Below are 25,092 nucleotides of genomic sequence, written 5' to 3'. Positions count from 1 at the left end.
TTCTGGTGAAATAAAGATATAGCTAAAAATCCAAAAATTATTGTAGTTTTTATTACAAAAATGGGGGATTTTTCTATAAAATAATAGTAGAATGTAAGTGTTCTATTTATGTTAATTAAAGAGTAGGTGAAATAATGACCAAGTTTTATGCTGTAAAAAAGGGAAGAAAAGAAGGAATTTATACTTCGTGGAATGAATGTAAAGAACAAGTCAATGGGTTCCCTAATGCATTATATAAATCATTTGCTACATTCGAAGAAGCCAAAAATTATATTAAAGGAACTAATAATAGTTCTTCACAAAATATTGAAGAACAAATTTCAGAAATAACAGCTTATATAGATGGCAGTTATGATGATAGTAAAAAAATATATAGTTATGCTGGGATTGTTTTCTTAAAAAATGAGGAGAGATTAGAGTTTTCCTATGCTGATTCAGATAGTGAACTTATTAGTTTAAGAAATGTTGCTGGAGAAATTAAAGCTGCAATGCATGTTATTAACCTAGCATTAAAAAATGAGGCTAAATCAATTGATATCTATTATGATTATGCCGGAATAGAGAATTGGGCCAATAAAAATTGGCAAGCAAAAAACTTTTTTACCCAAAAATATGTAAAATATATCGAAAGTGTTAAAACAAAGATAAATATCAATTTTAAAAAAGTAAAATCACATTCTGGAAATAAATATAATGATGAAGTTGATCAATTAGCAAAAAAAGCTATAGAAGATTATGAAATAACTAGAAAAGTCACAACACCTTTAGACACATTATATGATGAGGTTTTTAATGATTTAAATTCTACTAAAAAATCAGTGAATTTGAATTTTATATTTGACAATGAAATATATGACAGCGATAAGATATATAGAATATTCAAAGAAAAATGGAAAGCTAAAGGTAAAAAATTGAAAGATATCATAGAATTCAAAACTCTTTTGGATATAGAAGAGGGAAAAATTCTATTTAAGATAAATACAAATAGTAATGAAGTAGTTTTCAAGTTTGATTTAAAGGAGTTTAAAGAAAATGGCTAAGGGTTTATATATAAATAGAGAGCAATTAGAGGCAGTGATAAACGCTAATTGCAGCGTAAAACAAATAGAATTTAAAAATCCCGCACAAGGATTTTATCGATATCATGTAGAAAAAGAAAGTATAGAATTTTATTTAGATGTATTTTTCACAAAAAAAGGAACAACTACAGTTTTACCTAATTGTCAAAATGGACAAGAACTTGAACAAGCTATTATTAATAGTCTAGAGTATACAGAAGTTAGAAGTGGCAGTTTTTCCGCTAAAATGTCTAGAGAGTTTTTTGAATCATTGATTAATTATTTGAGGGACTTACCTAGTATCTCGGTTTCAGATGCTGAAGATAAAGGAAACAATGGCATTATATATAGGGTAAAAACTAACTTTGGCGATTTTGTTACTTTGACATATTTTCAAACAACTAGTAGAATGTTATATCAGGGTCTTTTAATGAAGCTTTATTCAATAATTAAATCATATTTGTTAACATTACAGAATACAATTTCAGAAACAGATGTTGGAGAGAAAGCACTTGCAGATAACGTTCAGCAACATTTAAAGATGAATTTCCCAAAAGGTTGGGGTTTTTTAGAACCCACTTTACAAGGATTTATTAAGGATAGTTTTACTTTAGTGGAAGTGAATACAAAGCTCAGTGATTATGCAGCTTGGGTTATGCCTGTTATGAGGGTTTTAGAGTATAGAATCAAGAAAATTTGTTTAGACTATAGTGTGATACTTGATGAAACAAAAGGATTTAAGTATTACACGAATACTGCCAACCCAAGAGCTACCGCATGGATCTTTACTATGGATTTCGCAACTGATACTGTAACCGGAATAAATCCTAGTATCGGCAATATGCCTCAAGATGCTAAAGATACTCTCGTAAATTGTTATGACTTTTTACGTAAAAATCGACATGAAATGTTTCATGCTACTCAGATTCTTGCGGGTATGAAATTGGTTGAAAGCAAGGAAGCTGCATTACAAATAATTATTGAAGCTTGTGAAAACATAGAAAAATCATTAGTTTATAATTTGAAACAAATAAATTAAAGGGGGACTGACGTATGAAAAGATATCATATCTTAGATTTAAAGAGTGACACGCGTAAAGTAGTTATTGCTACATCATACGTCAGTCCTCTTTCTGAAATATACGCCATTTCATATGAATTGAAATCAATGAATTATAAAGGTGAAGTAATATTCGATTTAGTATTATCGAATGGTTTCTCAAGCAATAGATTTTTAAAAACAAATTTTGATGGTGAGAAACTCAATATTGGAGAAATAAAAGTATTAACCTCCTTGAAGAGTAACATTTTAGATGAAATATATGTGTTTTTTTCTGAAAATCCGCAGTATGTTTTAGCTAGTAGTTTGCCAGAGCCTCAGAAATATGTTTTGTTAAATAAAAATTTAGTTGGAGAAATATCAGGTGTCACTTGTTAGTAAGGGGCTACTCGAAAAGATGCATTTCACCTGAAAACTTAAAAAGTAAAACCCAAGAGTGCTAACAAACATTCATGGTTTTTTTATTTTCCAGAGCTGGTGATACATCCTAAATAGCTCTTCCCTCTACTAATGATTGAGCAATCTCTTATTGCTTTATTTTCAATAAAATGCTAATAAATTCACTATATACAATTAACTACTTTTCTTAGCAACAACATTGATGAATTAAATAGCTTAAAGAACAAAGGAGAAGTGTAAATTACACTTCTCCTTTTACCTGACTTAATAATCCATTCGTTTAATAAAACAGCTTTTTTTCTAATAAATTTGATGCAGATACATCCTTTGACTTTAATGCATGCGCATAGCGGTTAATTGTCATTATCCCATCACTATGTCCCGCTCGGCTGATAACAGTTTTAAAATCAATATTGTTTGCCAATAATATAGTAATGTTTGTATGACGTAAAGAGTGAAACGATTTTGTAGGGAAGCCGTATTTTTTTAGAAACTTTTTAAGCATGTTATTTGGTGTATTTGGATGCATCGGCATGCCATTCCATTGCGTAAATAACCTATTATGTTCCACCCACAGGTCTCCAACTTCTTCTTTCATTCTTGTTTGAACTTCTTTCAAATGTTTGAGCAACTTTATTTCTGTATCTGAAAGCGAAAGTGTTCTCATTGATTTTTTCGTCTTAGGAACATCTTTGTAAATGCCTACTCCATGGCGGTACATACTAGTTTGTTTAACAGTAAGCTCTTTTTTTTCAAAATCAATATGATCCCATTCAAGCCCTAATAATTCACCTTTACGTAGTCCGGTTGTGATTGCCAAGGAGTAGAGTACATAATATTTAACATCTTCATTAGCTAAACAAGCTAGTATTTCTTTAACTTCCTCTTCAGTATAATAATCAGCCTCATTATCTTCGATTTTAGGAGTCTTAACATTATTAGCAGCGTTTGATCTAATGAGTTGCCATTCTACGGCAGACTGAAGTATTGAAGAAATACAATTATGATAATGCTTAACTGTTCTTGCTGATAATCCTCCAGGCTTCCCGTCAAGACGGATACCATTTTCTTGAAGGTTAGAATAGAAGCTTTGAAGGTGGATTGGCTTCAATTTCTCCAAGGGTATATGACCAATTGCTTGCAATATCCTTGTATTTAGCATCTGCTCATAACCGTGGACAGTGCTTATCCTTAAATTTTTTCTAGCATATGTCACTAGCCAAAACTTTGAGAATTCCTCAAAAGTCTGCTTTGTAGCCGTTATGTATTGACCATTTTCAACTTCAGCTACAAACTTTGCTAATTCTTTTTCAGCTGCTCGCGGACTTGTAGCTTTTATAGTTTTTCTATGATATATACGTTTTCCATTTGAATCATATCCTCCACTGACTGTTAAACGATATGAGTCTTTACCTCTTTGATCTATATTTCCCGCCAAAATAATACACCTCATTTCAGTTCATTAGTAATGTAATTTACATTAAAAATATTTGATATACATAATGTATATAGGTGCGGTAATTTGTCTACAATGCTAAATATAGGAGCGGTCAATTGGATATCTTAGTATCCATAGATATTTGCTTAACCGCACTATCTTATTACAAAAACCTTGATACCAAGGCTTTTGTAGTAAATATGAACCTAAAATTTTTGAAAAATATTTATACCATGCGGTAATCCAACCCTATCTATTAATGAAAATGCGGTAATTTAACTACAGGTAATTTTATTCTTGTTCAAATAAGCTTTTCCATTTTTCAAAATCAATAAATGGCGTTTTACTATAATTGATGGCTGTATTATTGGTATTAAAATCATATCTAATTTCCGATATGAAGTGTAATGATAGACAACGTAGCTCAACATTACTTAATGTATCAATTTGACTATCAAAAAATCTATCAAATAAAAAATTCAACTCTGAATCGTTTAATAAAATATTAATTTGATCGATAAAAGCATTAATATCTTTTAGTTGATTATCTAAATCCATTAGCATTTGTTTAGTTTCATTCTTTAACTCTTTTTCATATCCAATTAATTCATATTTAAATGTTTTTTCTTGATAAACAACTAAATCTTTGTAGTTTTTAATTTCCTCTGCAATTTGTTTTGTTTGTACTACCCATTTCTTTAAAGTTTTAATTGAACCTTCTTTCATGATTGTTTTATTTTTAATTATGAGGCTAAAAAATTTTTGAAAAATAATTTCGTGCATTTCCTGAATTTTTACATAATTTTTACACTCAGGACAACGGTAAACACGCCTACTTGTTTTACTCTTTCCGGACGTAGTATTTTTAGCTTCCAATTTGCAATTACATTTGTCACATTTAACTAGTTCCTTAAGTAAAAATTCAGAATCCATCTGCAAGCCATAAATCTTTTTAAAATTTCTAACCTGATTTACCAAAGTTTCTAGATATGGTGGAATGATCCCAGTATGCGTATCATTAAATAGACTAAATTGACCAAGCGGTTTTCTATTAGATTTTTTTCGACTTTTTCTAACATCCCAAGTTGTGTGACCTAAGTAAAAGTAATTATGCAAAATTTTATCTATAGCTCCCTGACTCCAACTACTCATTTTTGGAGATAATATTTCGCATTTATTCAAGAATTTTGCTATTACATCGTTACTATAACCCCAACTTGATAGATAAAATATAAGAAATACAATATATGCCTGTCCTTTAGATATGTCTATTTTTGGATTTGTTTCTGTTCCTTTGACGTATCCAAAAGGAAGTTTAGCACCTGGTCTCCTGAAGTCTTCCTTTTTGTCAGGATATAAACATTTTTTTTGATAAGATATTGCCCTTCCTTTTTGATTAACTGAATGTTCTCTATTTAGAAGTAACTTAACTTGAGTAAAAGGGGTGTTAGGATCCCATATTCCTTGAGTATCTGAGCAAATAAATTTTAGGAAAGGCTTTAATGTAATTAAAGGAGTATACACCTCCCTTACAAAGTCAGTTGTCTGCCTGCTAACACGGCTATCATCATAAAAAAAGATTGCACCTTCAAATTGATCTAGTAATGCTACTTTATAAAGGATTTGCATCCATGGTCGTTCCATTGCACGATTATGAGTTGCAGATACTGACTCATCAATACACCATAATACAATTTGGTACCCTTCCTTTTTTGCACGACTATTAATTTCATATTTCTGAATTTCTATTGAATGGTTGTTATCTTGCTTTTGGTCCGAATAACGAATATAAGCAATTGCTGGTTTTAGTAAAACATTATACTCTGGATCAGGTAAATAATAATCTACACTATGCCTAAGTTTGGTTGTCATATTATTAATTATTTCAATTGCCTGTTCTCTTAGGATATTTATGTCATTGCCACTTATTGGTAAATTATTACAATTATGCATTTAAAACACCTACATCTCTACTAAATTCTGTACAATACAGTTTAAAATCAATGGCATGATTAATTACGTAAATGCCTTCAATTAGAAATAGAATATAATTATACATTTCTTCAGTATCAAGCTTATGAAGTAAATTAAATTTAATAGAATCTATAAGCTGATTTACAATTGTCTTTGTATATCTAATATCAACAAGCTGTCTTTTTAAATTCTCTATCTCTTGTTCAATTTTTTTTACCTTTTTTATGTACTGGGTAGGTTCTCCAGATTTAACTTCTATAAAAAAGGAGAATCTTTCTGCTTTTAAATTTGCTTGATATTGTTTCAACTTCAGCTCTAATTTTTTAATAGCATCCTCTACTGAGTAAACTACAATATTTTTTAGTTCTTTTTGAGATAGAGAATTGATAAATGTAGTTAACACTGTTTTTATTTGTTTATTGAGTTCTTCGACAGAAATTTGTATGTCCTTATGTCTTGAGCATTGATAAATAGCGGATTGACCTAATTTTGCTTTATTATGTTTCATGAATTCATTACAGATTCCACATGTTGGTGTAAAGTACCCTATTTCCTCTGATCGTTTAACTGCATTAATAAAGTCATTTTCAAAGTTATCTAGAACTACCTGTGCTTTTTTGAACAGCTCAAGTGATACGATAGGCGGAACATAATCCAATGGAAAAAAGTCTTCATTTTTTGGATAATGAGCTGCATAAAACGCCGTTCTTAATAATTGCCAGCAGTCCTCTATGCTCTTCCTATTTAATATGCTTTTGTATTTTTTAAGACACTCATTTAACATCTCAAATGATTCAGTAACTACGATTTCTTCAAAAAAGGATTTAATCATAAATTGATACCTTTCATCAATGACATAACCTCTTTTATCATCTGTTTTTACATAACCAAATTTTTTTGGTGGATATAACTGCTGAACCACTTTTAGCCTTGATGCAATACTCTTTCCTTCAGATTGAATATGAATTCCATGTACACCCTCGACTAAGAAGTCATAACTAAAAGGTACTGTTTCTCCTACAAAAATTACTTTTAATCTATTTTGAAGAAATTCCTCTACAAGCTCCATGTACTCATAAAAATTTCTTGCAAGGCGGTCCCTTGCAAATACGACGAGGACAGTAATTTGTCCTGATTTTATTGCCTCCCGTAGTTTCATTAGTTCTGGCCTATTTTCCATTATTACTTTATTTGCAGATAAGGCATTTTCATTAAAAACTTCAATATCTTGTTCCCAAGAAAATCCATTTTCCTTTGCCCAATTTTTTGCTCTTGCTTCCTGCATTTCAATTGATTGAGAACTTCCACTAACACGAAAATATACCGCAATATGTTTTTTTATTTCTTCCAAAATAGGCACTGTTATTTCAGAAATAGCTCTTAATTTTTGTTCCATAACTTAACAACCCTTTTCTTCAATTAATTTTGTTATTCGCTTTTGATTAGCAAATAACAACTCACTTTTAACAATCGGATGAATATTTAATTGGTCTAATATAATTCTTTCCATAATCCTAAACATCCAAATTTCGGTTTCAGGTGAATTCTCGTCAGCAAATGAAACGTGTACTACTCGTCCTTTTTTCAATCACAACACTCCTATCAATTTTTTATACATAATTGACAGAAATGTCGGATTTAATTCATTATTTATTTCTTTAGATCAAGCTTTTGTTGAATATGTATTGTTTTATCTTTTCCATAATTTCTTTTTACTCTTATCACCTTTGGCTTGCTTCCTGGCAGTCTCAATTTTCGATAAGTATTATGATACATTCCTTTTTTCACCATCCTTTAACATCCAGATATTCTTCTTCTCAATATTTTTTATTTGAGTAATATATTTTTCAATTACATAGCTTGGTATTTCAAGATCCTTGCAGTTTTCTAATAATTTCTGAAAATAAGTTTCTAACTGAAATGGTGTTTCTATTATTTTTTTTTGCATTATTCTAACCTCCCTATATATCTACCTTTCGTAAAGTGCCTTGTTTTTGTTCATTTTCTGATTTTGTAATTGAATCCTTCTCCTGTTGATCCATCCACTCTTCAAGACTTTCTAATCTAAACAAAACTCTTTTTCCAGCTCTTATGTTTGGAATTTGCCCCTTTTTTGCCATTTCTAGTAGTAGCCAATAAGAAACCCCTAGAAGATTTGCAGCTTCTTTAGCTGTCATTGTTTTTCTCATTAAGTTGTCCTCCTTTTAGTAACGCAAAAAATCCCGCAAGAAACAGACCCTACTTTATAGGGTATATAACTTGCGGGATTCGCATTTTTAGTTACTATTAAATTTTGTTAAAAATGTCTGTTTTTGTAACATTAAGTTGTTTTTTATATTATTACGTTCAATTAAATTTGTCAATACTTATAAAAAAATTTAAAATAAAAAGCCTATTAAAACACTAGATTCTTTCTAAAAATAGAGAAAAAATTAGCAAGTATTATACTCAACATTATTGTTAACGAAAAAAATTGCTTTAGTTCCAGTAAGCAATTTTTAATGAAATTAATAAAAGTTTGCCGTTATTTTATGGTACGGCTCTCAGTATTTATCTTAGCTTTTTAATTTGTTAACATCTTTTTTAACAATCCACTTGGTGCTGCTACACTTTCTGATAAACATCCAAGCTCACCAATAACAATAAAACTATCTTTCGCTCTTGATATTGCTACATTCAATAAACTTTTACTTGCATCCATAAAATAACATCCGTCTTTACTCCCATACACAGTAGACATAATTATTACTCTTCGTTCCCCACCTTGAAATGTGTGTACTGTACCTACATCAACAAAATTTTTAATATCGGATGGTAAAGACTTTTTAATCTTTGAAACTTGCATTTTAAAAGGTGTGACAATACCAATAAGGTTCTTTACATCCTCTTTCGGATAGGCCCTTTTTATATCGTCAAAATATTTACTTAACCACTTCGCTATTGCCTCTGCTTCTTTTTCATTATATCTACTACCAGCTAGTTTACTTGATTGGTTACTATCAACCTGAATGTGACCAAAGTGAGGTATTGATATACCAATTAGCGGATACTCTTTATCATTTTTTCCCAGTCCTCTTTTTGGCTCTAAGTTTCCCTTGTAGACTAGTTTATTACAATATTCAATAATTTCATCATAGCAACGTCTATGCTCACTTAGAAACAGACCCCTTTCCCCAAACTTTTCATAATTGCAACATTTACAAGCAATTTTCATAACACTAGATTCTGAGGTATTTAATCCTAATTTACTTAAATCGTCAAATTCATTTTTTTCCTTAATAACCCCAGCTGCTATTGCTAATGACACATCAAGTGCTTTATTTATATTCCAAACTGGTTCTATTTGATATACATCTCCTACTACAACTGCTCGTTTAGCCAACGAAAAAGAACATGCTGCAATTTCAGGAGTAACTTGTCCTGCCTCGTCAACGATAAGTAAATCAATTTCATTATAAAGAAATTGTTGTTTTCCATCATAAGCAAGAAAGAGTTTAGGTAATTGAAAAAATGTCATCACATAACAAGGAGTAACCATACTTAAATTATTATAAAATTGCTCTAGTACATTTTTGTAATTTTTTCCTTTCTGGCCATCTGTTAATCTTTTTTCCTTTATCCATCGGCATTCATAATAGTGAACAGCCAGCCAAAATGAAACATATCTTAAACTAGTATCCAAAAACTCATTTAATTCTTCTATAGAGTTAAATGAAACTTTATTATCTTTTATGATTTGTATACCTACTAGTTTCTGGATTACTACTTTAAACTTTGAGTTTAATTCATCAACTTTATTATACAATTTTTCATTTTCCTGCAATTTCATTCGTAATTCTTTCGATTTATTACTATATATGTAAATTATTTTTTCAATGTTCATTGACTCATCTAGAAATTCTTCTTGAGGAAGAATGGATAACCTATTTCTGTTAATAATTTTCTTTTTAAAATTCGGTATAAAGGATAACCATCGATAGTAAAAAGGAATACTTTTATAATGGTTATTCCAATCTTTTATTCTAGAATGTATTCTTGATAAAACTTCTGTATCTTGTTCGATTTCTTCTTTTAATTCTGCTAGAAAAGTGTCCATTGCCTTCTCTCTATTACTAACCTGCACAAATTGATTAAATATACTTAACAGTTCGTTATTCATAGATCGTACATCATTTAATAGTCTCCAAATTTTATCTTCACATTCTTCTAAAGAATTAAACGATGTTTTAAAATAAGTGCCACATTCCTTTAAAAATTTTACTTTTGAAATCTGAATATTTTCCTCGGATTCGACTTTAGTAAAAAATTTTTCACCTTCTGGATTAGTATGTTGAAAGCCTTTTTGATCAGCTTCTTTAATTTTATTTTTCGATGGGAAGTAAACTGCAAAGCTATTAACACCCTCTATCCATCTTTCTTCTATATTTATATTTTTCCATTTCTTATCGATTTTGCCGAAAGATTCGATAATATTTGTTACAGCTTGATTATTCGTTGAAGAGGCAACAATCAAAGGTGCTTTTTCTTTTCTTATTGCTTTATCAACATACAGGTTAGCCACTAAAGATTGAAGTAAGGTTGTTTTACCAGTACCAGGAGGGCCATTAACCGCTAAAATCTCTCCTTCTTTCATATTATTAAAGTGATTAACACATTCTCTCTGAGAAAAAGAAAGTGGATACTCTCCCCCCATTTGAGCTGTATGCTTTTTCATTGCACTAATGTTATTATTAATTAATGGCTCATTTTGATTAAACTCTTGTTTGATAAAGTTTTGATAAAGTTTCGACTTTATATGATTACCATCTAATAAATGATCATATAGTTTTAAGATATTTCTTGTAGCAATGATGGATTCATCTTGTAAAAGATAAACTTTATTGTCAAGCTCTATTTCATTTACAAATGTATTTGTAATTTTGTTTCCAGTGATTGTTTCATACATATCTTTAGAGAAATCATAATATACATTCCAACTTGAATTGTTTATCAATTTTTGATGATTATCATTCATATATACATCAAAGTCATTTATATGTCCAATTGCTAATTTCTCTTCAATGATAGGATAAAGATGTTCTCTCGGTATCCAGGGAAACTTACCTTCTGGAGGACTGAGAGTTCCGTCTGAGTTTAATACTGCTGGAATGAAAAAAATTCCTGTAAAATCTTCTATGTTATTTAACTTTTCCTGAGTTACAAAAATGGTTTTGATTGTCTTTGCAACAATAATTACATCAATTTTTTTAGTATCTTCATTTTTATTCTTTAATAAATTGATAAAATGTTTTTCTTCGATTATGCCTTCTTGTATATTTTCTAATTGTACTATTTCATAGTGATTATTCTTAAAATCAACTCGTAGCTTGGCTGCAATACTATCTCTAAAATATTTCGTTATTTGTAGATACTTATTCATCGACTCACTCCTTATTAAAATTATACTAGAGATTTTTTTTTATTTTCAATTCCTTTCGGAAAAATCTGTAAAACAAAAAAATTAGACGAGAACTTTTAAGTCCTCGTCTAAGCATATGTGGTAGATAATCAAAACAAATTTTTTTATTAATACCATCTTAACATTTTTAAGTTTACCGTTACTTATGGTACTGTTCATCGTGACGTAACTAAATGAGGTTTTTATCTTTCTTGATAATGCCTTGTGTGTATAGACCCTATATATACTTAAGATTCATCAGTGTTCAAATACACTCTAATATCCCCTTTGGTTTTAATGTCGCCGTCAATTATTTTTTTTATATTATCCAATTGGGATGCTACAGATTGTTTATGTTTTTCTCTTTTCTTAATATCGTTTTTATTTTTGGCAACCTTATTTAAAAGTTCCAAATACTGATTTAATGAGTCTAGTATGTCTACTTTATTTTCAATCAGGAATGTTGATATTAACTCACACATTGTATGTGCGGTCTTATTTCTCTCATTTTTCAATGAGTGTGATTTCCTATACAACTTATTTATTTTGTCTTTATTTGTTTTTTTAATATTTCTCCGAATATCTTTAAATTCTTCTAAATCAACCAGAGCCATATTAGAATAGCCCTGGCTATTCAAATGATTATTTAGGTAAAGATAATCATTGCATTTTTTTAGAGTTTCGACTATATCTATGTAATGACCGTTAATGGCATATGCTAATAAGCGGATCCTTCGTATAGTTTTCTTTACTTTCCAGTCTTTAGCTTTTCTTTTGATCCTGTTCATTTCATTCTCATAATCGCTACAGTTAAAGTCAAATTCTTCAATCAAATCTTCTACGTGAATTCTAATGTCTTCTAAAGAATATACAATTGTATCGTTCATTAAAAGTCCTCCTCGTCATCTGAGTCACTAAACATATAATCATCATAATAATCACTGACTTTTCGAAACTTACACTTGCCGCCCCTAGAAAATTTGTGAACCTCAATTGGTAATTCATCTTCATCAGCTTTATCCATAATTAAATCCACCAAATACCGCTTTTCCGCTTTAGATAAAAACTTCCAGTGATTTGGGATTAATCTTTTTAATGTAAAGATTGTATCATCGGGAATAACATCAATCTTTTTTCTTAATAGTTCAAAATAATGATTTTCCAAGTTTTCCCCCATTAATCGGCTTCTAGCTAAAGCACTTAATGTAAGTCCTAGTTCGTTTGCGACTCGAGTCAACTCTTGCTTTTCTTCAGAGGATATTCTTATTATGAAACGTTCTTCCATATCAGCCTCCTGTTACTCATTTAATATTTTTGTTATCAAAAAAAGTGAGGATTTAAAAGTAATTAACGATTATAATAATATTAACGAAATTAAACCTGTTACCAATTATGATATTTTGTAAACATATATTTGTCAAATTTGATTCTGGTTATATAAATTGAAATGGGGCAGTTCAAAAGAATAATATATATTTTTTTCTGCTTCTCTACAATTTTAAAAACTTTTTAAATAACAATACCATTCCTTCTTAATGGGTAGGTGAATAAATATAGAAAACTACAGCGAAGTTAAATTAACTCTATAATTGATTCTTTTCTCCCATGTTATAATATCAACTTGTTTAACCACTCTTCATTAAGTGCAATTTCAAATCTCTGCTTTACCACTATTTATGATACGGTTCACCGTGAGGTATCTAAATGAGGTTTAAATTGCATACTTTAATGAGTACTTGGAGAGTAATTGGAGATTATTTATATTAATAAACTGTTATGTAGTATAAAACTGTATAATATATTAAGTGGTAAAATAATTGTAAAAAGCTTTCTTTATTTATAAGTTTTTTACAACTATATCAAGTAATATTGCTTATGCTATTTGAAATGGAGTTAATTGGAAATATGAAGAAAGTAGACCTTAGAAATCCAAAAAGAAATTTTAATTTAAAAACAGGTAGAGCTAGTTGGTATGATTACTATGCAGGTTATTCAACTCAATTTGTTGAAGATATTATTAAATACATAAATCCTGTAAAAAATTCTATCATCTTTGATCCATGGAATGGTAGCGGAACTACAACTCATATTGCTTCTAAACTTGGTTATAAATCAATAGGGTATGATATTAATCCTGTTATGATAATAGTTGCAAAAGCAAAAAGAATTGATTACCCATCTCTTCAAAGTCTAAAAAATAAAACTGATTCAATAATTAATCTCGCAAAAGCACATAGAATTTCTGACTTAGAAGTATTAAATGATCCCTTAAGTGCATGGTTACAACCTTCTAGTGTTATTCCGTTTAGGCAAATAGAGACTGCATTCTTAATTGCTAATAATTGTAGTAAAAAGGACTTAAGTTCAAATAATTACGAAGGAATTTCTAACCTAATTTCTTTTTATTATGTCGCTTTATTTAAAACTGTTAAAGAATTATTAAGTGGGTTTAGATCTTCTAACCCTACTTGGATAAAACGTCCTAAAAATAATAATGAAAAAATCAATATTAACAGTATTGATGTTTATAATACTTTTTCATTTTATGTAAACCAAATGATAGATGCAGTAAATAATGCCGAAGAAGATTCATGTGGTTTTGGAAATAGCAACATTTCATTAGCCTCTTCAGTATCTTTACCATTACATGACAATTCTATAGATGCCGTAATAACTTCACCACCTTATTGCACTAGAATAGACTATGCTATTGCTACAATTTTGGAATTAGCTATTCTCGGTTATTCTGATAATAAAAAACTTAAAACCCTTAGGGACAAAATGATAGGCACACCAACAATTTCACGCTTAATAGGTGAACCCCATGAAATGTGGGGTAAATCAGCAAACAATATATTAGAACTTATTTCCAAACACGAATCTAAAGCATCAAAGTTGTATTACTATAAAGTGTACTTCCAATATTTTTCTTCTATTTATAGTTCTTTAGAAGAAATAAATCGGGTGTTAAAACCAAACAGCTATTGTGTGTTTGTAGTACAAAATTCTTATTATAAGGATATATTAGTCGATTTATCAAAAGTCTTTATAGATATGACACAACAGTTTTCTTGGGTTCTTGACAATAAATTTGCATATAAAAAAAATACCATCGCTGGAATCCATAAAAATAACAATAAATATAGAAAATCTTCCAAAGTTGATGAAACAGTATTAATATTTAAGAAAAAAAACTAAATAAAGAGGTGGTTATTAAATGTCTCAAGGAATTGATTTAATAAGTGCGGTTGATAAGAAAATTGATAAAGTTAGAACAAGGAGTTTGGATTTGTCTTTCAATGAAATTATGGATATGTATCAAGATGGCGAACTTATTATTTCTCCAGATTATCAAAGACTATTCAGATGGTCTGAAGGAAATCAATCAAGGTTCATTGAGTCTTTATTATTAGAAATGCCAGTTCCCCCAATTTTTTTTATTGAACGTTCAGAAGGGGTTTATGAACTTATAGATGGTTTACAGCGTATTTCTTCTTATTTACACTTTCGAGGAAGGCATGAATTAAAGAAAAACGATGATGGTTCTTATCAAAAGCTTGAACTAACCGATTGTGATATAGTTCCTGAGCTTAATGGCATGACCTATGATCAACTCCCTCAGGCATTAAGTATAAAACTTAAGCGGAATTTTATTCGTGTAGATATATTACGAAAAGAAAGTGACCAACGTTTGAGATACTATATGTTTAAAAGATTAAATACTGGTGGGGAGAAGTTATCAGATCAAGAAATTAGAAACAGTGTTATTAAATTATTAAACGATGAATTTAACCAATTTATTATACAAATGAGTAAGGTTCAAGCATTTAAGGATTGTATAGCTAATATCTCTACAGAACAGAATGAACAACGCTATGATCAAGAATTAGTTCTGCGTTTTTTTGCTTTTAAGAATAATAGAACACAGTATAAGCATGATGTGGGGGATTTTTTAACAGATTACCTAGAAGAGGTTTCAGATCCAGAAAGTAATGAATTTACTTTTAATTATGAAGAAGAGGAAAAAATATTCACACAAACGTTCTTAATTCTAAGTAAAGCATTAGGAGACCAAGTTTTCTCGGGGACTAACACCAAGGGTACTTTAGTAAAAAGATTCTTAACATATCATTTCGAAGCCTTTTCCATAGGAATTCAAAAAGCTTTAGACAAAATTGATCCGATGAACGATGAGACAATTAATAAAATAAAAGAGACTTTTCTTGAGATTAAAAATGATCCCCAATTTAAGCAAATAACAACTGGTGGAGGGAAAAATTATTCTCGACCACTTAACGCTAGAATAGAATTTGTAGAAGAAAAGGTTCTGGCTGTTTTATGAATTTACTAGATATTCGTGCACAAATTGAAGAAGAGATAACATGGAGATCCGATGAAATCAGGTTCTTAAAGAATCAGTTATCCATAATGCAAAAGGACACTGATAAAGAAAAATACCGCAAATCCTTAATTGTAATGTTGTATTCACATTACGAAGGCTTTTGTAAAACAGTCTTTCAAATATATATAAATGAAATTAACAAGGAAAACTTGACAAGAGCTGATGCTAACTATTACATTGCTACAGCTTCTTTAGATGAAGCTTTTAAATACTATGAAAATCGAGACAAAAAGAATACTTATTTTAAGAATCCCTTACCTCATGATGAAAAGTTACATAAATTTTCCAGACAGGTAGATTTTCTTCAATTGGTAGATGATATATGGAGTCAAAAACTCGTCATACCTGAAAAAATTGTTGATACTGAAGCAAATCTAAAGCCTATTGTCCTTAGAAAGCTATTATTTAGATTAGGTTTTAATCATACCTGTTTTGCTTCTTATGAAGGACTTATAGATCAATTACTAAATAAAAGAAACAATGTAGCTCATGGTTCGCATAAAGAAGGAATAAAAGAAAAAGATTATGAGAAAATAGAAACAGCCACTTTTAAAGTTATGGACGAGCTAAAAAAATTAATTATGGATGCTCTTTCGAAAAAATTATATTTAAAACAAACAAACTGAATAAGCTATATATTCTGAAGCCCGTATTGTTTATACGGGCCTTATTTATAACCTCATTTACTTATAATACGGTTCACTGCAAATGATTCTAAAATTTTGTTTTTATATTAGGTACAAATTGAATGGTAATTGTATATTTGTTCCCAAATTGTTCCCAACTGATTTTTTTATTGGATGTTTTTATCTAGAAAAAAGGAAAAAACCCTTGATAAATCAAGGGTTTTACAGCGGCCCCGAGAGGAATCGAACCTCCGACGCACGGTTTAGGAAACCGACGCTCTATCCGCTGAGCTACGGAGCCAGATATTAAATTAATTCACATATTCCATTATAGTAAAAATGCCCGAAAAGTAAACACTCTTGAGGTTGGAATAATTAAGGAAGATGACCGACAAAGAATACTCTCAGATCCCCCCTCGAAGGGGGTCTTGCAAACAATTTGCAAACAACAACCTCAATGAAAGTGCTTAAAAACCAACATTCAGAATAGTATCATTTATACTTGACCGCTTATATTTCTCAATTATAAAATAAATTATTTTAATCCACCCACAGCGGTGGATATTTTACGTTATAGGGGGAATTCCAAATGAAACGAATGAGAACGACCAACGTCACCAACACGTTACACCATCCACTAGACTATTACTTCTCAATCTTCATCCGAGCCAAGCAGGTAGAGGGGTTAAAGTCTCGCACCTTGAAAGACCATGAAAGTCACTACAAATACTTTAAGCTGTGGCTAGTCGAAAGGTACCCAACTTTAAAGCTTGAAGAGCTTACGGCTGATCATGTGCGCCAGTATCTTCATTACATGCTGAACGAACGGACACAGTACAAGAATCACCCAACTCTTGAAAAGCACAGCCACAAACAAGGTCTTTCGCCTGCGACAGTTAACATCCGCACTCGTACGCTCAAGTGCTTCTTGAAATTTCTGTTTGATGAGGGGCACATGCAGGAGAACTTGGCGAAGCGTATGAAGTTGCAGAAGGTAGATGAGGACACAATCGGAGCTTTCACAAAAGAGGAAATGCTGCTTCTGTTAAGTCAGCCGAATCAACGTGAGTACACGGGTTTTCGTGACTATGTGTTAATGACTCTTTTACTCGATACGGGGATGAGAATTAACGAAGTGCTTCAAATGCAAGTTAATCACATTGATTATAATAAGCTACTTATCCAGATTCCTGCTAGTCACTCAAAGAACGGCAAAGCTCGTACTGTTCCCATTACTCGCAAAACTAGCGAATTAATTAAGACTCTTGTGGATGAAAACAAGCAGCAGTTCAACAAAGTTATTCCGTTCGTCTTCTTGCTCAACAACGGGGAGCCGCTCACCTATCATCAAGCTTATTCTCAGATTAAAGTATATGGGGAACGAGCTGGAATTACTTCGGCAAGAGTCTCACCGCACACGTTTAGGCATACGTTTGCTAAACATTTCATAATGAACGGCGGGGATGTCTTTACGCTTCAAAAGATATTGGGGCATGCAAATATCCAGATGTGTCGCAAATATGTTCAAATGACCGAGAAAGACCTCACAGACACACATGAACAAACTAGTCCTGTGGCTCAGTATTAATTTTATACCCCGACAATTATTATTTTGAAGGGGTATTGTAGCAAGTCACAAGTAGATTAAAAGAAGCTCATAGGGAAAATGAATGAAGACGACTTGTAATATATGTTTGTTCTGGCACTTTGTGAAGGGGACTGTTGCAATTGAACCACAAAGTTCACGGAGAAAACTTGTTAAATAATATGGGAACAATGGGTATTAGCTAAAGTTGTAGTTAAATCGAACGAACGTTTGCAACTATTGCACTAGCCACATAAGCAGAGAAATACAAAATGAATATACAGACGAGAATTTAAGATGAATGTGAATGAAGATGATGGAGGTGGTGAGTAAGTATATGAATCGGATGCGGTTCAGATAACTTAAAGGGAAAGATAATGCAAGAGAAATTACAGAAGAATTATAACCTCAAGATGGTCAGATGCACAATTATATAAAAAGGGCGCTAGTCCATAAGACCAACGCCCCTTGATAGTTATTTTTTAAATGGATTCTCCATAATTACGTAGAAAAGAGGTCCTGTTAAACTGGAATGTATTTCTGAGCCTTGTCTTGTGAATGCTATATAATCAGCCTTATAAATATTACCATCTGAGATTTTACCGACGCCGTAACGACCACCACCTACATACCCTATAGGATCGATAATCTTACCGTCATCAATTAGGTCTCCGCCATGAATAAAACCTTTTTCTTCCAATGTTTTAGACACCAGCATGTTATATCCAAGAGTCTTATCAACTTCAATTTTGAGATCACTTGCTGGCAACTTCATACGAATTATACCCTTAACCCTACCATTCTTATCGTCCAGCAATACATCCTTAGTGTCTGCCCACTTATGATCCGCATTTTTTAGATCACCAGTAAAGTTATATAATGTTGATTCTTCTAGGTTCTCTTGAACCTCAGCAGCAGTTTTTGGATTAGGGTTTTTTACTTCCGCACGAAGATTATCAGGAATAAAGCTCTCAGTTTTAGGCTGAGGTTTTGGCTCAGGTTTGGGCACTTCAACTTTTGCCCCGCCATTTTTCACATCAAGCATTTTCTTCAACATTTTAGACGCTTCGGCTCTTGTGGCACTTTGATCTGGTTTGAAAGTTTGATCAGGATAACCACCGATAACACCCTTTTCCACATTCAAACTAATATGCTTTAAGTCTTCGCTACTAACCTTACCCACATCTTTGAATTTTGAAGCACCATTATCCTTTGCTGTTTCCTTTAGTGATCTCGCAATCATACGAGCCATTTCCAAACGAGTAATATTTTTGTTAGGTACATACTTATTTCCATAGTCCTTTGATTGAATGATGTTATTCTTGAAAAGAGTGTTAATATCATTGGCTGCCCAGTGGTTCTTTGTATCTGAGAAAGCTGAGCCTGCCTGCGCATCAAAGCCTAAGGATCTGTTTAAAATAGCTGAGAATTCTGCCCGAGTAATCTGAGCATTTGGTTTAAATGTCCCATCTGGATAACCACCTATAAGCCCTTTATCGACCATTGCGTTGATGTCACCTTCTGCCCAATGTCCTTTTACATCCGCAGGAGTTGCAGCTAATGAGCCGCTTGGTGAAGCTGATAATGCTAATGATAAAGCTAACGTTGAACTTACAATAACTTTCTTAAGATTCATCTTCCTAGTTTCCCCCTCTAAATAACTTAGTTCGTTGTTCCATCCAATTCATGACTTGTCCCTCGTCAAAATAACACTTCTTTAACTCACCCACTCTTTGGCAGGGCAAGCCGAGTTCATTTGTCCACCTTTCTAAGGTGCGCTTGCTAACTCCTAGTAACCCCGACAGTTCTCGTTTATCATAAGTAGCCACCCCAACACCCCCAAATGTTATTATTTTCCTAAGAAAATTTTAACACTTGCTTAAATTTTCTGTCAATTATTCCCTATAAATCGACATGGTACGGCAATAGTTAGAAAGCTCTTTTAGTAGAAGTCATCCACAAAGTTGAGGGCAAGAAGAGTGCGCCAAGCCTAGGACCCAGTTAGGAATACAAGCTTTGACAACCCCTGTTTACTTTACGAAGGAGCCTTGTGACCCCTATTTCATTAACTAGGTGTGCTCATGAGGGTGGATTGCCATGTGAATCTACGAGAGTTGAAGTTTGAGTTTGAGAATGCAGCTAAAGGTAGTTTGTCAGCCCTTTTAACAAGGAGAAGGTGCTAGAACGCTTTCGGCAACATAAGCACATCCACAAGCAGGGAGTGAGCACAACCCTTCGCTAGGTGTAAGAGAATAGGGGGAATTGCGAGTGGATTCCGAGGGTGATAAAATCCAGGCATAAAAAGCAAAGGTAAAAAGAGGGGGTACGGACGACGGTCTTGTGCCCTCTCTTCATGTGTGTAAAGGAAGTAACAAGTCACAAAGGAAGCAACAAACTCAGCCACTAACTAGGGGGAAGTGTAAAGGGTTCCGTTTCTCCTGCTCTTTACTTAGAAGTACAAGTGGAAGGGTACTCATAGGGTACTGATATGGGTGCATATGATTCATCCACCTTGTGAGCGGTGAGGAGATATAAGGTGCTGAGGGTACTGTTAAAATGAATATACTACTTCTTCTTGTGTTCATATTTCTTCTTTTCTTTATATTTTATATTTTTAACAGTACCCTATGCACCCTTTAAAGATAACCGTCCGTGGCGTTAATGAGGTATAAGCACCCTAATATGCACCCTATATGTACCCTATGGAACCCTGTTTGTTTGAGGTTTTCGTTAGAGCTATCTTGTAGCTGAAATAAATGAGGAAATACACTAAAGGCTCTCCCAAGTTAAAGAAGAGCCTTAGTTTTGTTTAAATCATGATAGGCACGTCTGCTATAATATCATCTGCTTCATCATAATCTGCTTCTTCTGGAATGAAGTCTTTAATATCTTCATATTTGAATTTGAAGCCTGTCATGTGTGCCTTCTGCGATTCATGTGATTGCTTTGGGCGTGAATGTCTCCTAGAAGCAGCCTTTTCAATATAACCAGCAGATGCTAGTAAATTTCTTGCACTTTCTTCCGAGTGGGAAGTACCCTTTAAAATTTCCTTAAGAACATCGAGAGTGATGATTAAATAGTCATTGTCTTTATACACGACATTGATGTTACCATTCCTCTCATTCGGAAGGTGATTGAACATGATGTACTTTGAATATCCCTGAGCTTGATAATATACGATTCTTTGAAACACGCTTTCAACAATTCTCTTAACGATTTTATCAGCTACATTCACGTTGTTTGTGGCTGAATTCATAGACTGCTTAAGTAGTTCAATCGCTCTATCCACGTCCACATTCATGTTAAACAGCTTATTGAACTCCTTTAGGCACCAAACGAGTAAAGAGGCTTTCGTTACTAAACGCCCATAAAGTGCATCTGCGTCTTTGTCTTCAAATACTTCGCTGATAAATGCGACTTCATTCTTTAGTGAATTACTATCAATATTGGCTATATGCTCAATCCAAGGTTTGGCGAAGTGCCCACGATTTGAATAAACTCGATTCTTTAACGCTTCAACCTTGAAATGATCATAATCGCTAGGGAAGGGCTTCTGATTAATCATGATTATTCTTCCGTAAATTCCTGCTGAATCCTGTGGAGATTTTGTGCTTATGCTAACTTCACCGTTGAAAAGAATCACACCCGTGTACTGATCCTTGGTGTTATCTTTGGAACTCCAACTGTCCCCAGTCTTCGCACTCTTATCCCCTTCTCGACGGTTGATAAGGTCATGAGAAACTCCTGCGAGATGCTCCCCTGCGCGATGATTGTCATCTATACAATAAGGTAAGTTATTTATAGCTTCTGCTTTTCTCCATATTCCAGCTACTTTAGCGTTTGCCCAAGAAGTCTTTAACTCATCACCAAGTCCGTAAATCAAGTTAGTGGCAAAAATTTGGATGGTTGTTTTGCCAGAGGTAGTCTTTCCGTATAAATCTATTCCAATGTTCTCGTCCAGAATTCCCTTCATAAAAGGAACGAGTGGAGAGGCTAAACAACCTGCCAGCATAACCGCAAACACAGGGTTGCCACTTAATGTGTTGATAATGTTCTTTGCTTCATCCATGCTGCCAACTGGAAGTTCTTCCACTGCTGATTTGATCCCGTTTACCGTCGTGTTTGGCTTTCCTGTAAATATTAAATCCTCTCCTTTCTCTTGGGTGGTGAAAGGGAAGAACAATCTTTCTTCAGTCCAGCCGCAAGCATGAATCGCCACATTTGTGGGTAGATTCGTAAGCATGTTGTTGCAGTTAATAAAATCCACGAAGAAGTCAGCTAAAGCTTTGTTGTACTTTGTTCCGATTGCAATGACTCCCGCCCCATTTAGTCTAGTAATCTCTCGTGGCTCTTGTAAATGTTTAATTGAAATTGGGTATGGATGGTACTGCCATTTCTGTGACTGTTCATTCCAGCGGATAATTCGGCAAAGCTTGTCCCCACTCGTATCACTTTTATCCACGACTATTTGAACTGGTAGGATGATGTAAGGGCAAACTTCCAAATAACCACCGTTGTTGGTGGCTCTCAGAATACCGCATTCTTTATCCAGTCTGTAACCTTCGGGAATTCTAAGCGATACTTTCACGGGTAAGTCATTAATAACACTGCTTAAGTCGTGTTCTTCCGTGAAATGTGAGTAACGTTTCTCCGTAATAATTGTTTCTTTCAATTTCTTAGCTTTACTTCTTAATTCCGCTCCAAGATCTTTGCGGTCAGTCTCATCCGCAATTCCTCGCTTAATTAATTCATCTACATAAGATTTTACAACTGAAATTTGAGCGCTCTTTTCACTATTACTAACTAAAACTCTAACGACAAGATTGAACATATCTTCGTCAAAATGTTCGTCTTGTAATTTAGAAATATGAATCTTGAACTCTTCTGGATTTGTTAAGTTTACTGGTTTTGTCGGTTCTTGTAATAATTCATCAATGGATGGAGCCATTTTTATAAACCTCCTCAGTGAATTTTAAGAGGCATATATTGTGTCTATGTAAACTAGAATGTTACAATAGACACATCAATTATTTTGTATATGCCTCATTTTGATAAAAGCGGATGGTGAGAGATCCGCTTTTATTTTTGTTCTTGGCTTTTACTCATGATTAATTTAGTAACCACCCCCTTTAATTCTCTTCTTTTCGGGCTTGTCTGTTCACATAGCCACTTTTCGACTTCTCGCAAGTCAATCAGCGTCACTTCATGAGTTGGTTTCAAGACTGGCATTCCGTCATTGATGAATAAGTTTACTGTGAATCTATTGATTTCAAGCTCTCTCGCAAAGTCTTGTTTTCGCATGAGGAACTGCATGAATTCACCCCCTTCCAATTTTGCGTTTGAATTTTACCACCAACATCCAATTTCTTACAATTATTGATTGCTATTCAGTTTTCAAAGAGCGAATGAGAAGATAGCACATCTTACAACACGCTTAACAGCGGCGTCAAGCCCCCACGGGAACACTGCCCACGGCGGTTGCGGTGAATCACCTATTTTTTGGAAGTTTAGTATAATTAGAATCTACCAATTGAAGTCGCTGATTTCTAACGCATCTTGCTGCACTTGATTCATATAAGGAACAATTACTTTATCAAACAGAAAGATACAATTCTTCATCAAGTCACAGTAACTTCGTAGAAGTCGGAAGATACAAAGGTGATTTATATCCTCACTCGAAAGAGTGTAAGGAATTTTGTAGGCTTTACCATTGCTAAATGCAAGAATAAATACGAGATTAATAGAGTTATCTTTATTTGCTATGTTATAAGTCATTTTTACAGAATCATTCAATAAGGTGAGATTTGAATTATTGAGATTTCTCACTTTAGCAATAGATTCGCTATTATGAATAACCTCAACACTTGTAAGTGTTACATTTGAATTTGCATTAGTATGTTGCGGTTGATAAGATTGATAATTGAATTCAAGATTGCTTAGAGTATTTTGAATCTGGCTTGTGGTCATTGTTGAAGCTTCAGTTAGTCTAAGTTTCTTTAAATTTATTTTTGGTGCACTTAGATAATCAAGCTTCGTCGTTACATCATCAACTCGATAGATAATCCCTTCTTTATCATTATTACTATCATGGACAACGATAATTTCGTGTAAGTATTCAGTTGGATTGTCCATCCACATGTTGAAAGCAATATTACGAAGTTGTAAGTATTCAGCCAGCTCTCTTAAATTTGATAAGTGAATAACTGTGAGATAATCCATATGTCCCACCTTTCCTAGATTAATTGCCCTTGCTAAAGGGTTTACAATTAATGCGTTTGTTTTGATCTTTACTATCATCTGAACCACTCCTAAAATTATTTTTAGAAACTATGTTCACCTATCCACTGCTATTAACATTTTCAAAGAACAAGTGAAGCACATGCAATTTATACCACCACTAAAACCACCTAAGCAATAGCTCAGCTATTGAATTTTACATATATTTCCATTAATAAATTCAGCCACACTCCCCGCCCGCGTTACTCGTTTAATTTCTTACAATATTGTGAACGGAGATCTGTATGTAAGAAATTCTTTAAAGTTTTCTATTTTTTGTATGTTTGGGTGCAGGTGAACTACAGAATGTTAAGCAAGGCACACAGGAACTGTTCACCCCTTAAGGGTACCCTAGGGTGCTGTTAACTCATCCACGCTGTGAGCGGTCATGAGGCTAAGGTACTGTGGGTACGCCCCGAAACATGTACACTGTTTCAGCATTAAAAGCTTTCTAGTTTTCTAGTATTTTATATTTTTAACAGTACCCTATGCACCCTTACACCTTGATCGCTACGAGGGGGCGAGAGATGTATGCACCCTATAGGCACCCTTAAGTACCCTGCCGCAATTCCTTTAGCGAATGCGCTTTATCTGCGCAGTGGGTGAGTTAAAGTGTGTGAGTGTGGCAAGGTTAAAGAGCTAGAGCCTGCCTGTTTACGCTTGCTTTTCTTGTGGCTATTGTGTGAGCGAAAGGTCTCAGAAACTGTTGAATGAGTGCGAGTGTTCATCTTTGTGGCTGTAGCGTGAGGGGTGTCGGGGTTCGAGTGCAGATTCATGTGCGATTATCGCTTTCGGTGCTGTGGCTCAAACCATAAAGGAAGCCCCCTGCTTGTGGTTG

At 33.0% G+C, this 25,092-nt stretch carries 21 protein-coding genes and 1 tRNA gene; 7 read left to right on the top strand and 15 right to left on the bottom strand.

The window, feature by feature from the left end; genetic code table 11:
- Window positions 1-134 precede the first annotated feature (134 nt).
- Genes D612_RS18560 through D612_RS18870 form a run of 3 tightly spaced genes read left to right on the top strand, consistent with a single transcriptional unit; the run spans window position 135 to window position 2,495 of the window.
- Entirely contained in the window at window positions 135-1,040 is a 906-nt protein-coding gene (locus D612_RS18560) for a ribonuclease H1 domain-containing protein (protein WP_017756797.1), read from the top strand.
- Window positions 1,033-2,097, top strand: coding sequence for a type II toxin-antitoxin system RnlA family toxin (locus D612_RS0117460; protein ID WP_017756796.1), 1,065 nt, complete (start codon window positions 1,033-1,035; stop codon window positions 2,095-2,097). Before D612_RS18560 ends, D612_RS0117460 begins: the two co-directional genes overlap by 8 nt.
- A 14-nt stretch (window positions 2,098-2,111) precedes the next feature.
- Complete coding sequence (locus tag D612_RS18870) at window positions 2,112-2,495, top strand: type II toxin-antitoxin system RnlB family antitoxin (RefSeq protein WP_017756795.1); 384 nt, start codon at window positions 2,112-2,114, stop codon at window positions 2,493-2,495.
- 301 nt (window positions 2,496-2,796) lie between these two features.
- Here D612_RS18870 and D612_RS0117450 read toward each other — a convergent pair whose 3' ends face one another.
- The 9 genes from D612_RS0117450 to D612_RS0117405 all read right to left on the bottom strand — a co-directional run bounded on the left by D612_RS0117450 (window position 2,797) and on the right by D612_RS0117405 (window position 12,650).
- Entirely contained in the window at window positions 2,797-3,954 is a 1,158-nt protein-coding gene (locus tag D612_RS0117450; protein WP_017756794.1) for a tyrosine-type recombinase/integrase, read from the bottom strand.
- Between the two features lie 291 nt (window positions 3,955-4,245).
- The gene (locus D612_RS0117445) at window positions 4,246-5,907 is read right to left on the bottom strand and encodes a recombinase family protein (RefSeq protein ID WP_017756793.1); all 1,662 of its coding nucleotides are present in this window, start codon (window positions 5,905-5,907) and stop codon (window positions 4,246-4,248) included.
- Complete coding sequence (locus D612_RS0117440) at window positions 5,900-7,324, bottom strand: recombinase family protein (RefSeq protein ID WP_017756792.1); 1,425 nt, start codon at window positions 7,322-7,324, stop codon at window positions 5,900-5,902. The genes D612_RS0117445 and D612_RS0117440 overlap by 8 nt, the downstream gene beginning before the upstream one ends.
- A 3-nt stretch (window positions 7,325-7,327) precedes the next feature.
- On the bottom strand, window positions 7,328-7,516 hold the full coding sequence (locus D612_RS0117435) for a hypothetical protein (RefSeq protein ID WP_017756791.1): 189 nt from the start codon (window positions 7,514-7,516) through the stop codon (window positions 7,328-7,330).
- A gap of 177 nt (window positions 7,517-7,693) precedes the next feature.
- Window positions 7,694-7,876: a hypothetical protein gene (locus D612_RS0117425; protein ID WP_017756789.1), complete on the bottom strand. Its 183-nt coding sequence runs from the start codon at window positions 7,874-7,876 to the stop codon at window positions 7,694-7,696.
- Window positions 7,877-7,889: 13 nt separating this feature from the next.
- Window positions 7,890-8,117: an excisionase family DNA-binding protein gene (locus D612_RS0117420; RefSeq protein ID WP_017756788.1), complete on the bottom strand. Its 228-nt coding sequence runs from the start codon at window positions 8,115-8,117 to the stop codon at window positions 7,890-7,892.
- Window positions 8,118-8,491: 374 nt separating this feature from the next.
- The gene (locus D612_RS0117415; protein ID WP_017756787.1) at window positions 8,492-11,347 is read right to left on the bottom strand and encodes an AAA domain-containing protein; all 2,856 of its coding nucleotides are present in this window, start codon (window positions 11,345-11,347) and stop codon (window positions 8,492-8,494) included.
- A 266-nt stretch (window positions 11,348-11,613) separates the two neighbouring features.
- Window positions 11,614-12,252 (bottom strand): hypothetical protein, encoded by a 639-nt coding sequence (locus D612_RS0117410; protein ID WP_017756786.1) that lies wholly within the window; start codon window positions 12,250-12,252, stop codon window positions 11,614-11,616.
- Window positions 12,252-12,650: a hypothetical protein gene (locus tag D612_RS0117405; RefSeq protein WP_017756785.1), complete on the bottom strand. Its 399-nt coding sequence runs from the start codon at window positions 12,648-12,650 to the stop codon at window positions 12,252-12,254. The genes D612_RS0117410 and D612_RS0117405 overlap by 1 nt, the downstream gene beginning before the upstream one ends.
- Before the next feature lie 620 nt (window positions 12,651-13,270).
- Between D612_RS0117405 and D612_RS0117400 the strand changes: the two genes are divergently transcribed.
- From D612_RS0117400 to D612_RS0117390, 3 genes are read left to right on the top strand one after another with little or no spacing between them, the layout of a single operon-like run.
- A complete protein-coding gene (locus D612_RS0117400) occupies window positions 13,271-14,563 on the top strand; it encodes a DNA methyltransferase (protein WP_017756784.1) in 1,293 nt (430 codons plus the stop codon).
- A gap of 19 nt (window positions 14,564-14,582) precedes the next feature.
- The gene (locus D612_RS0117395; protein ID WP_017756783.1) at window positions 14,583-15,707 is read left to right on the top strand and encodes a DUF262 domain-containing protein; all 1,125 of its coding nucleotides are present in this window, start codon (window positions 14,583-14,585) and stop codon (window positions 15,705-15,707) included.
- Complete coding sequence (locus tag D612_RS0117390) at window positions 15,704-16,393, top strand: MAE_28990/MAE_18760 family HEPN-like nuclease (protein ID WP_017756782.1); 690 nt, start codon at window positions 15,704-15,706, stop codon at window positions 16,391-16,393. Before D612_RS0117395 ends, D612_RS0117390 begins: the two co-directional genes overlap by 4 nt.
- A 228-nt stretch (window positions 16,394-16,621) precedes the next feature.
- Here D612_RS0117390 and D612_RS0117385 read toward each other — a convergent pair.
- Window positions 16,622-16,694 (bottom strand) — tRNA-Arg (locus D612_RS0117385).
- Between the two features lie 288 nt (window positions 16,695-16,982).
- On the opposite strand from D612_RS0117385, the gene D612_RS18550 reads away from it, so the two are divergent.
- On the top strand, window positions 16,983-17,981 hold the full coding sequence (locus D612_RS18550; protein ID WP_017756781.1) for a tyrosine-type recombinase/integrase: 999 nt from the start codon (window positions 16,983-16,985) through the stop codon (window positions 17,979-17,981).
- A gap of 472 nt (window positions 17,982-18,453) precedes the next feature.
- Here D612_RS18550 and D612_RS0117375 read toward each other — a convergent pair whose 3' ends face one another.
- The 5 genes from D612_RS0117375 to D612_RS0117355 all read right to left on the bottom strand — a co-directional run bounded on the left by D612_RS0117375 (window position 18,454) and on the right by D612_RS0117355 (window position 24,275).
- Window positions 18,454-19,614 carry an S-layer homology domain-containing protein gene (locus D612_RS0117375; RefSeq protein ID WP_017756780.1) on the bottom strand — a complete coding sequence of 387 codons (1,161 nt, stop codon included), beginning with the start codon at window positions 19,612-19,614 and terminating at the stop codon, window positions 18,454-18,456.
- 4 nt (window positions 19,615-19,618) lie between these two features.
- Window positions 19,619-19,807, bottom strand: a complete 189-nt coding sequence (locus D612_RS20135; protein WP_017756779.1) for a helix-turn-helix domain-containing protein — start codon at window positions 19,805-19,807, stop codon at window positions 19,619-19,621.
- A gap of 980 nt (window positions 19,808-20,787) precedes the next feature.
- Window positions 20,788-22,926, bottom strand: a complete 2,139-nt coding sequence (locus tag D612_RS0117365; protein WP_017756778.1) for a DUF927 domain-containing protein — start codon at window positions 22,924-22,926, stop codon at window positions 20,788-20,790.
- Between the two features lie 131 nt (window positions 22,927-23,057).
- A complete protein-coding gene (locus D612_RS0117360) occupies window positions 23,058-23,291 on the bottom strand; it encodes a hypothetical protein (protein WP_017756777.1) in 234 nt (77 codons plus the stop codon).
- A gap of 210 nt (window positions 23,292-23,501) precedes the next feature.
- On the bottom strand, window positions 23,502-24,275 hold the full coding sequence (locus D612_RS0117355; RefSeq protein WP_017756776.1) for a hypothetical protein: 774 nt from the start codon (window positions 24,273-24,275) through the stop codon (window positions 23,502-23,504).
- Window positions 24,276-25,092: the final 817 nt, after the last annotated feature.

This window comes from Calidifontibacillus oryziterrae (genome assembly GCF_000331575.1).
Lineage (GTDB): Bacteria > Bacillota > Bacilli > Bacillales > Bacillaceae_J > Calidifontibacillus_A > Calidifontibacillus_A oryziterrae.
This window is presented reverse-complemented; position numbering and strand designations above follow the sequence as displayed.

Bases quoted from the DNA above. Each gene is read 5' to 3' on its own strand.
- D612_RS0117355 (WP_017756776.1), bottom strand. From the start codon at position 24,275: ATGATAGTAAAGATCAAAACAAACGCATTAATTGTAAACCCTTTAGCA.
- D612_RS0117405 (WP_017756785.1), bottom strand. From the start codon at position 12,650: ATGGAAGAACGTTTCATAATAAGAATATCCTCTGAAGAAAAGCAAGAG.
- D612_RS0117360 (WP_017756777.1), bottom strand. From the start codon at position 23,291: ATGCAGTTCCTCATGCGAAAACAAGACTTTGCGAGAGAGCTTGAAATC.
- D612_RS18560 (WP_017756797.1), top strand. From the start codon at position 135: ATGACCAAGTTTTATGCTGTAAAAAAGGGAAGAAAAGAAGGAATTTAT.
- D612_RS0117410 (WP_017756786.1), bottom strand. From the start codon at position 12,252: ATGAACGATACAATTGTATATTCTTTAGAAGACATTAGAATTCACGTA.
- D612_RS18870 (WP_017756795.1), top strand. From the start codon at position 2,112: ATGAAAAGATATCATATCTTAGATTTAAAGAGTGACACGCGTAAAGTA.
- D612_RS0117425 (WP_017756789.1), bottom strand. From the start codon at position 7,876: ATGCAAAAAAAAATAATAGAAACACCATTTCAGTTAGAAACTTATTTT.
- D612_RS0117395 (WP_017756783.1), top strand. From the start codon at position 14,583: ATGTCTCAAGGAATTGATTTAATAAGTGCGGTTGATAAGAAAATTGAT.
- D612_RS0117445 (WP_017756793.1), bottom strand. From the start codon at position 5,907: ATGCATAATTGTAATAATTTACCAATAAGTGGCAATGACATAAATATC.
- D612_RS0117460 (WP_017756796.1), top strand. From the start codon at position 1,033: ATGGCTAAGGGTTTATATATAAATAGAGAGCAATTAGAGGCAGTGATA.
- D612_RS0117400 (WP_017756784.1), top strand. From the start codon at position 13,271: ATGAAGAAAGTAGACCTTAGAAATCCAAAAAGAAATTTTAATTTAAAA.
- D612_RS0117440 (WP_017756792.1), bottom strand. From the start codon at position 7,324: ATGGAACAAAAATTAAGAGCTATTTCTGAAATAACAGTGCCTATTTTG.
- D612_RS0117420 (WP_017756788.1), bottom strand. From the start codon at position 8,117: ATGAGAAAAACAATGACAGCTAAAGAAGCTGCAAATCTTCTAGGGGTT.
- D612_RS18550 (WP_017756781.1), top strand. From the start codon at position 16,983: ATGAAACGAATGAGAACGACCAACGTCACCAACACGTTACACCATCCA.
- D612_RS0117365 (WP_017756778.1), bottom strand. From the start codon at position 22,926: ATGGCTCCATCCATTGATGAATTATTACAAGAACCGACAAAACCAGTA.
- D612_RS0117390 (WP_017756782.1), top strand. From the start codon at position 15,704: ATGAATTTACTAGATATTCGTGCACAAATTGAAGAAGAGATAACATGG.
- D612_RS0117375 (WP_017756780.1), bottom strand. From the start codon at position 19,614: ATGAATCTTAAGAAAGTTATTGTAAGTTCAACGTTAGCTTTATCATTA.
- D612_RS0117415 (WP_017756787.1), bottom strand. From the start codon at position 11,347: ATGAATAAGTATCTACAAATAACGAAATATTTTAGAGATAGTATTGCA.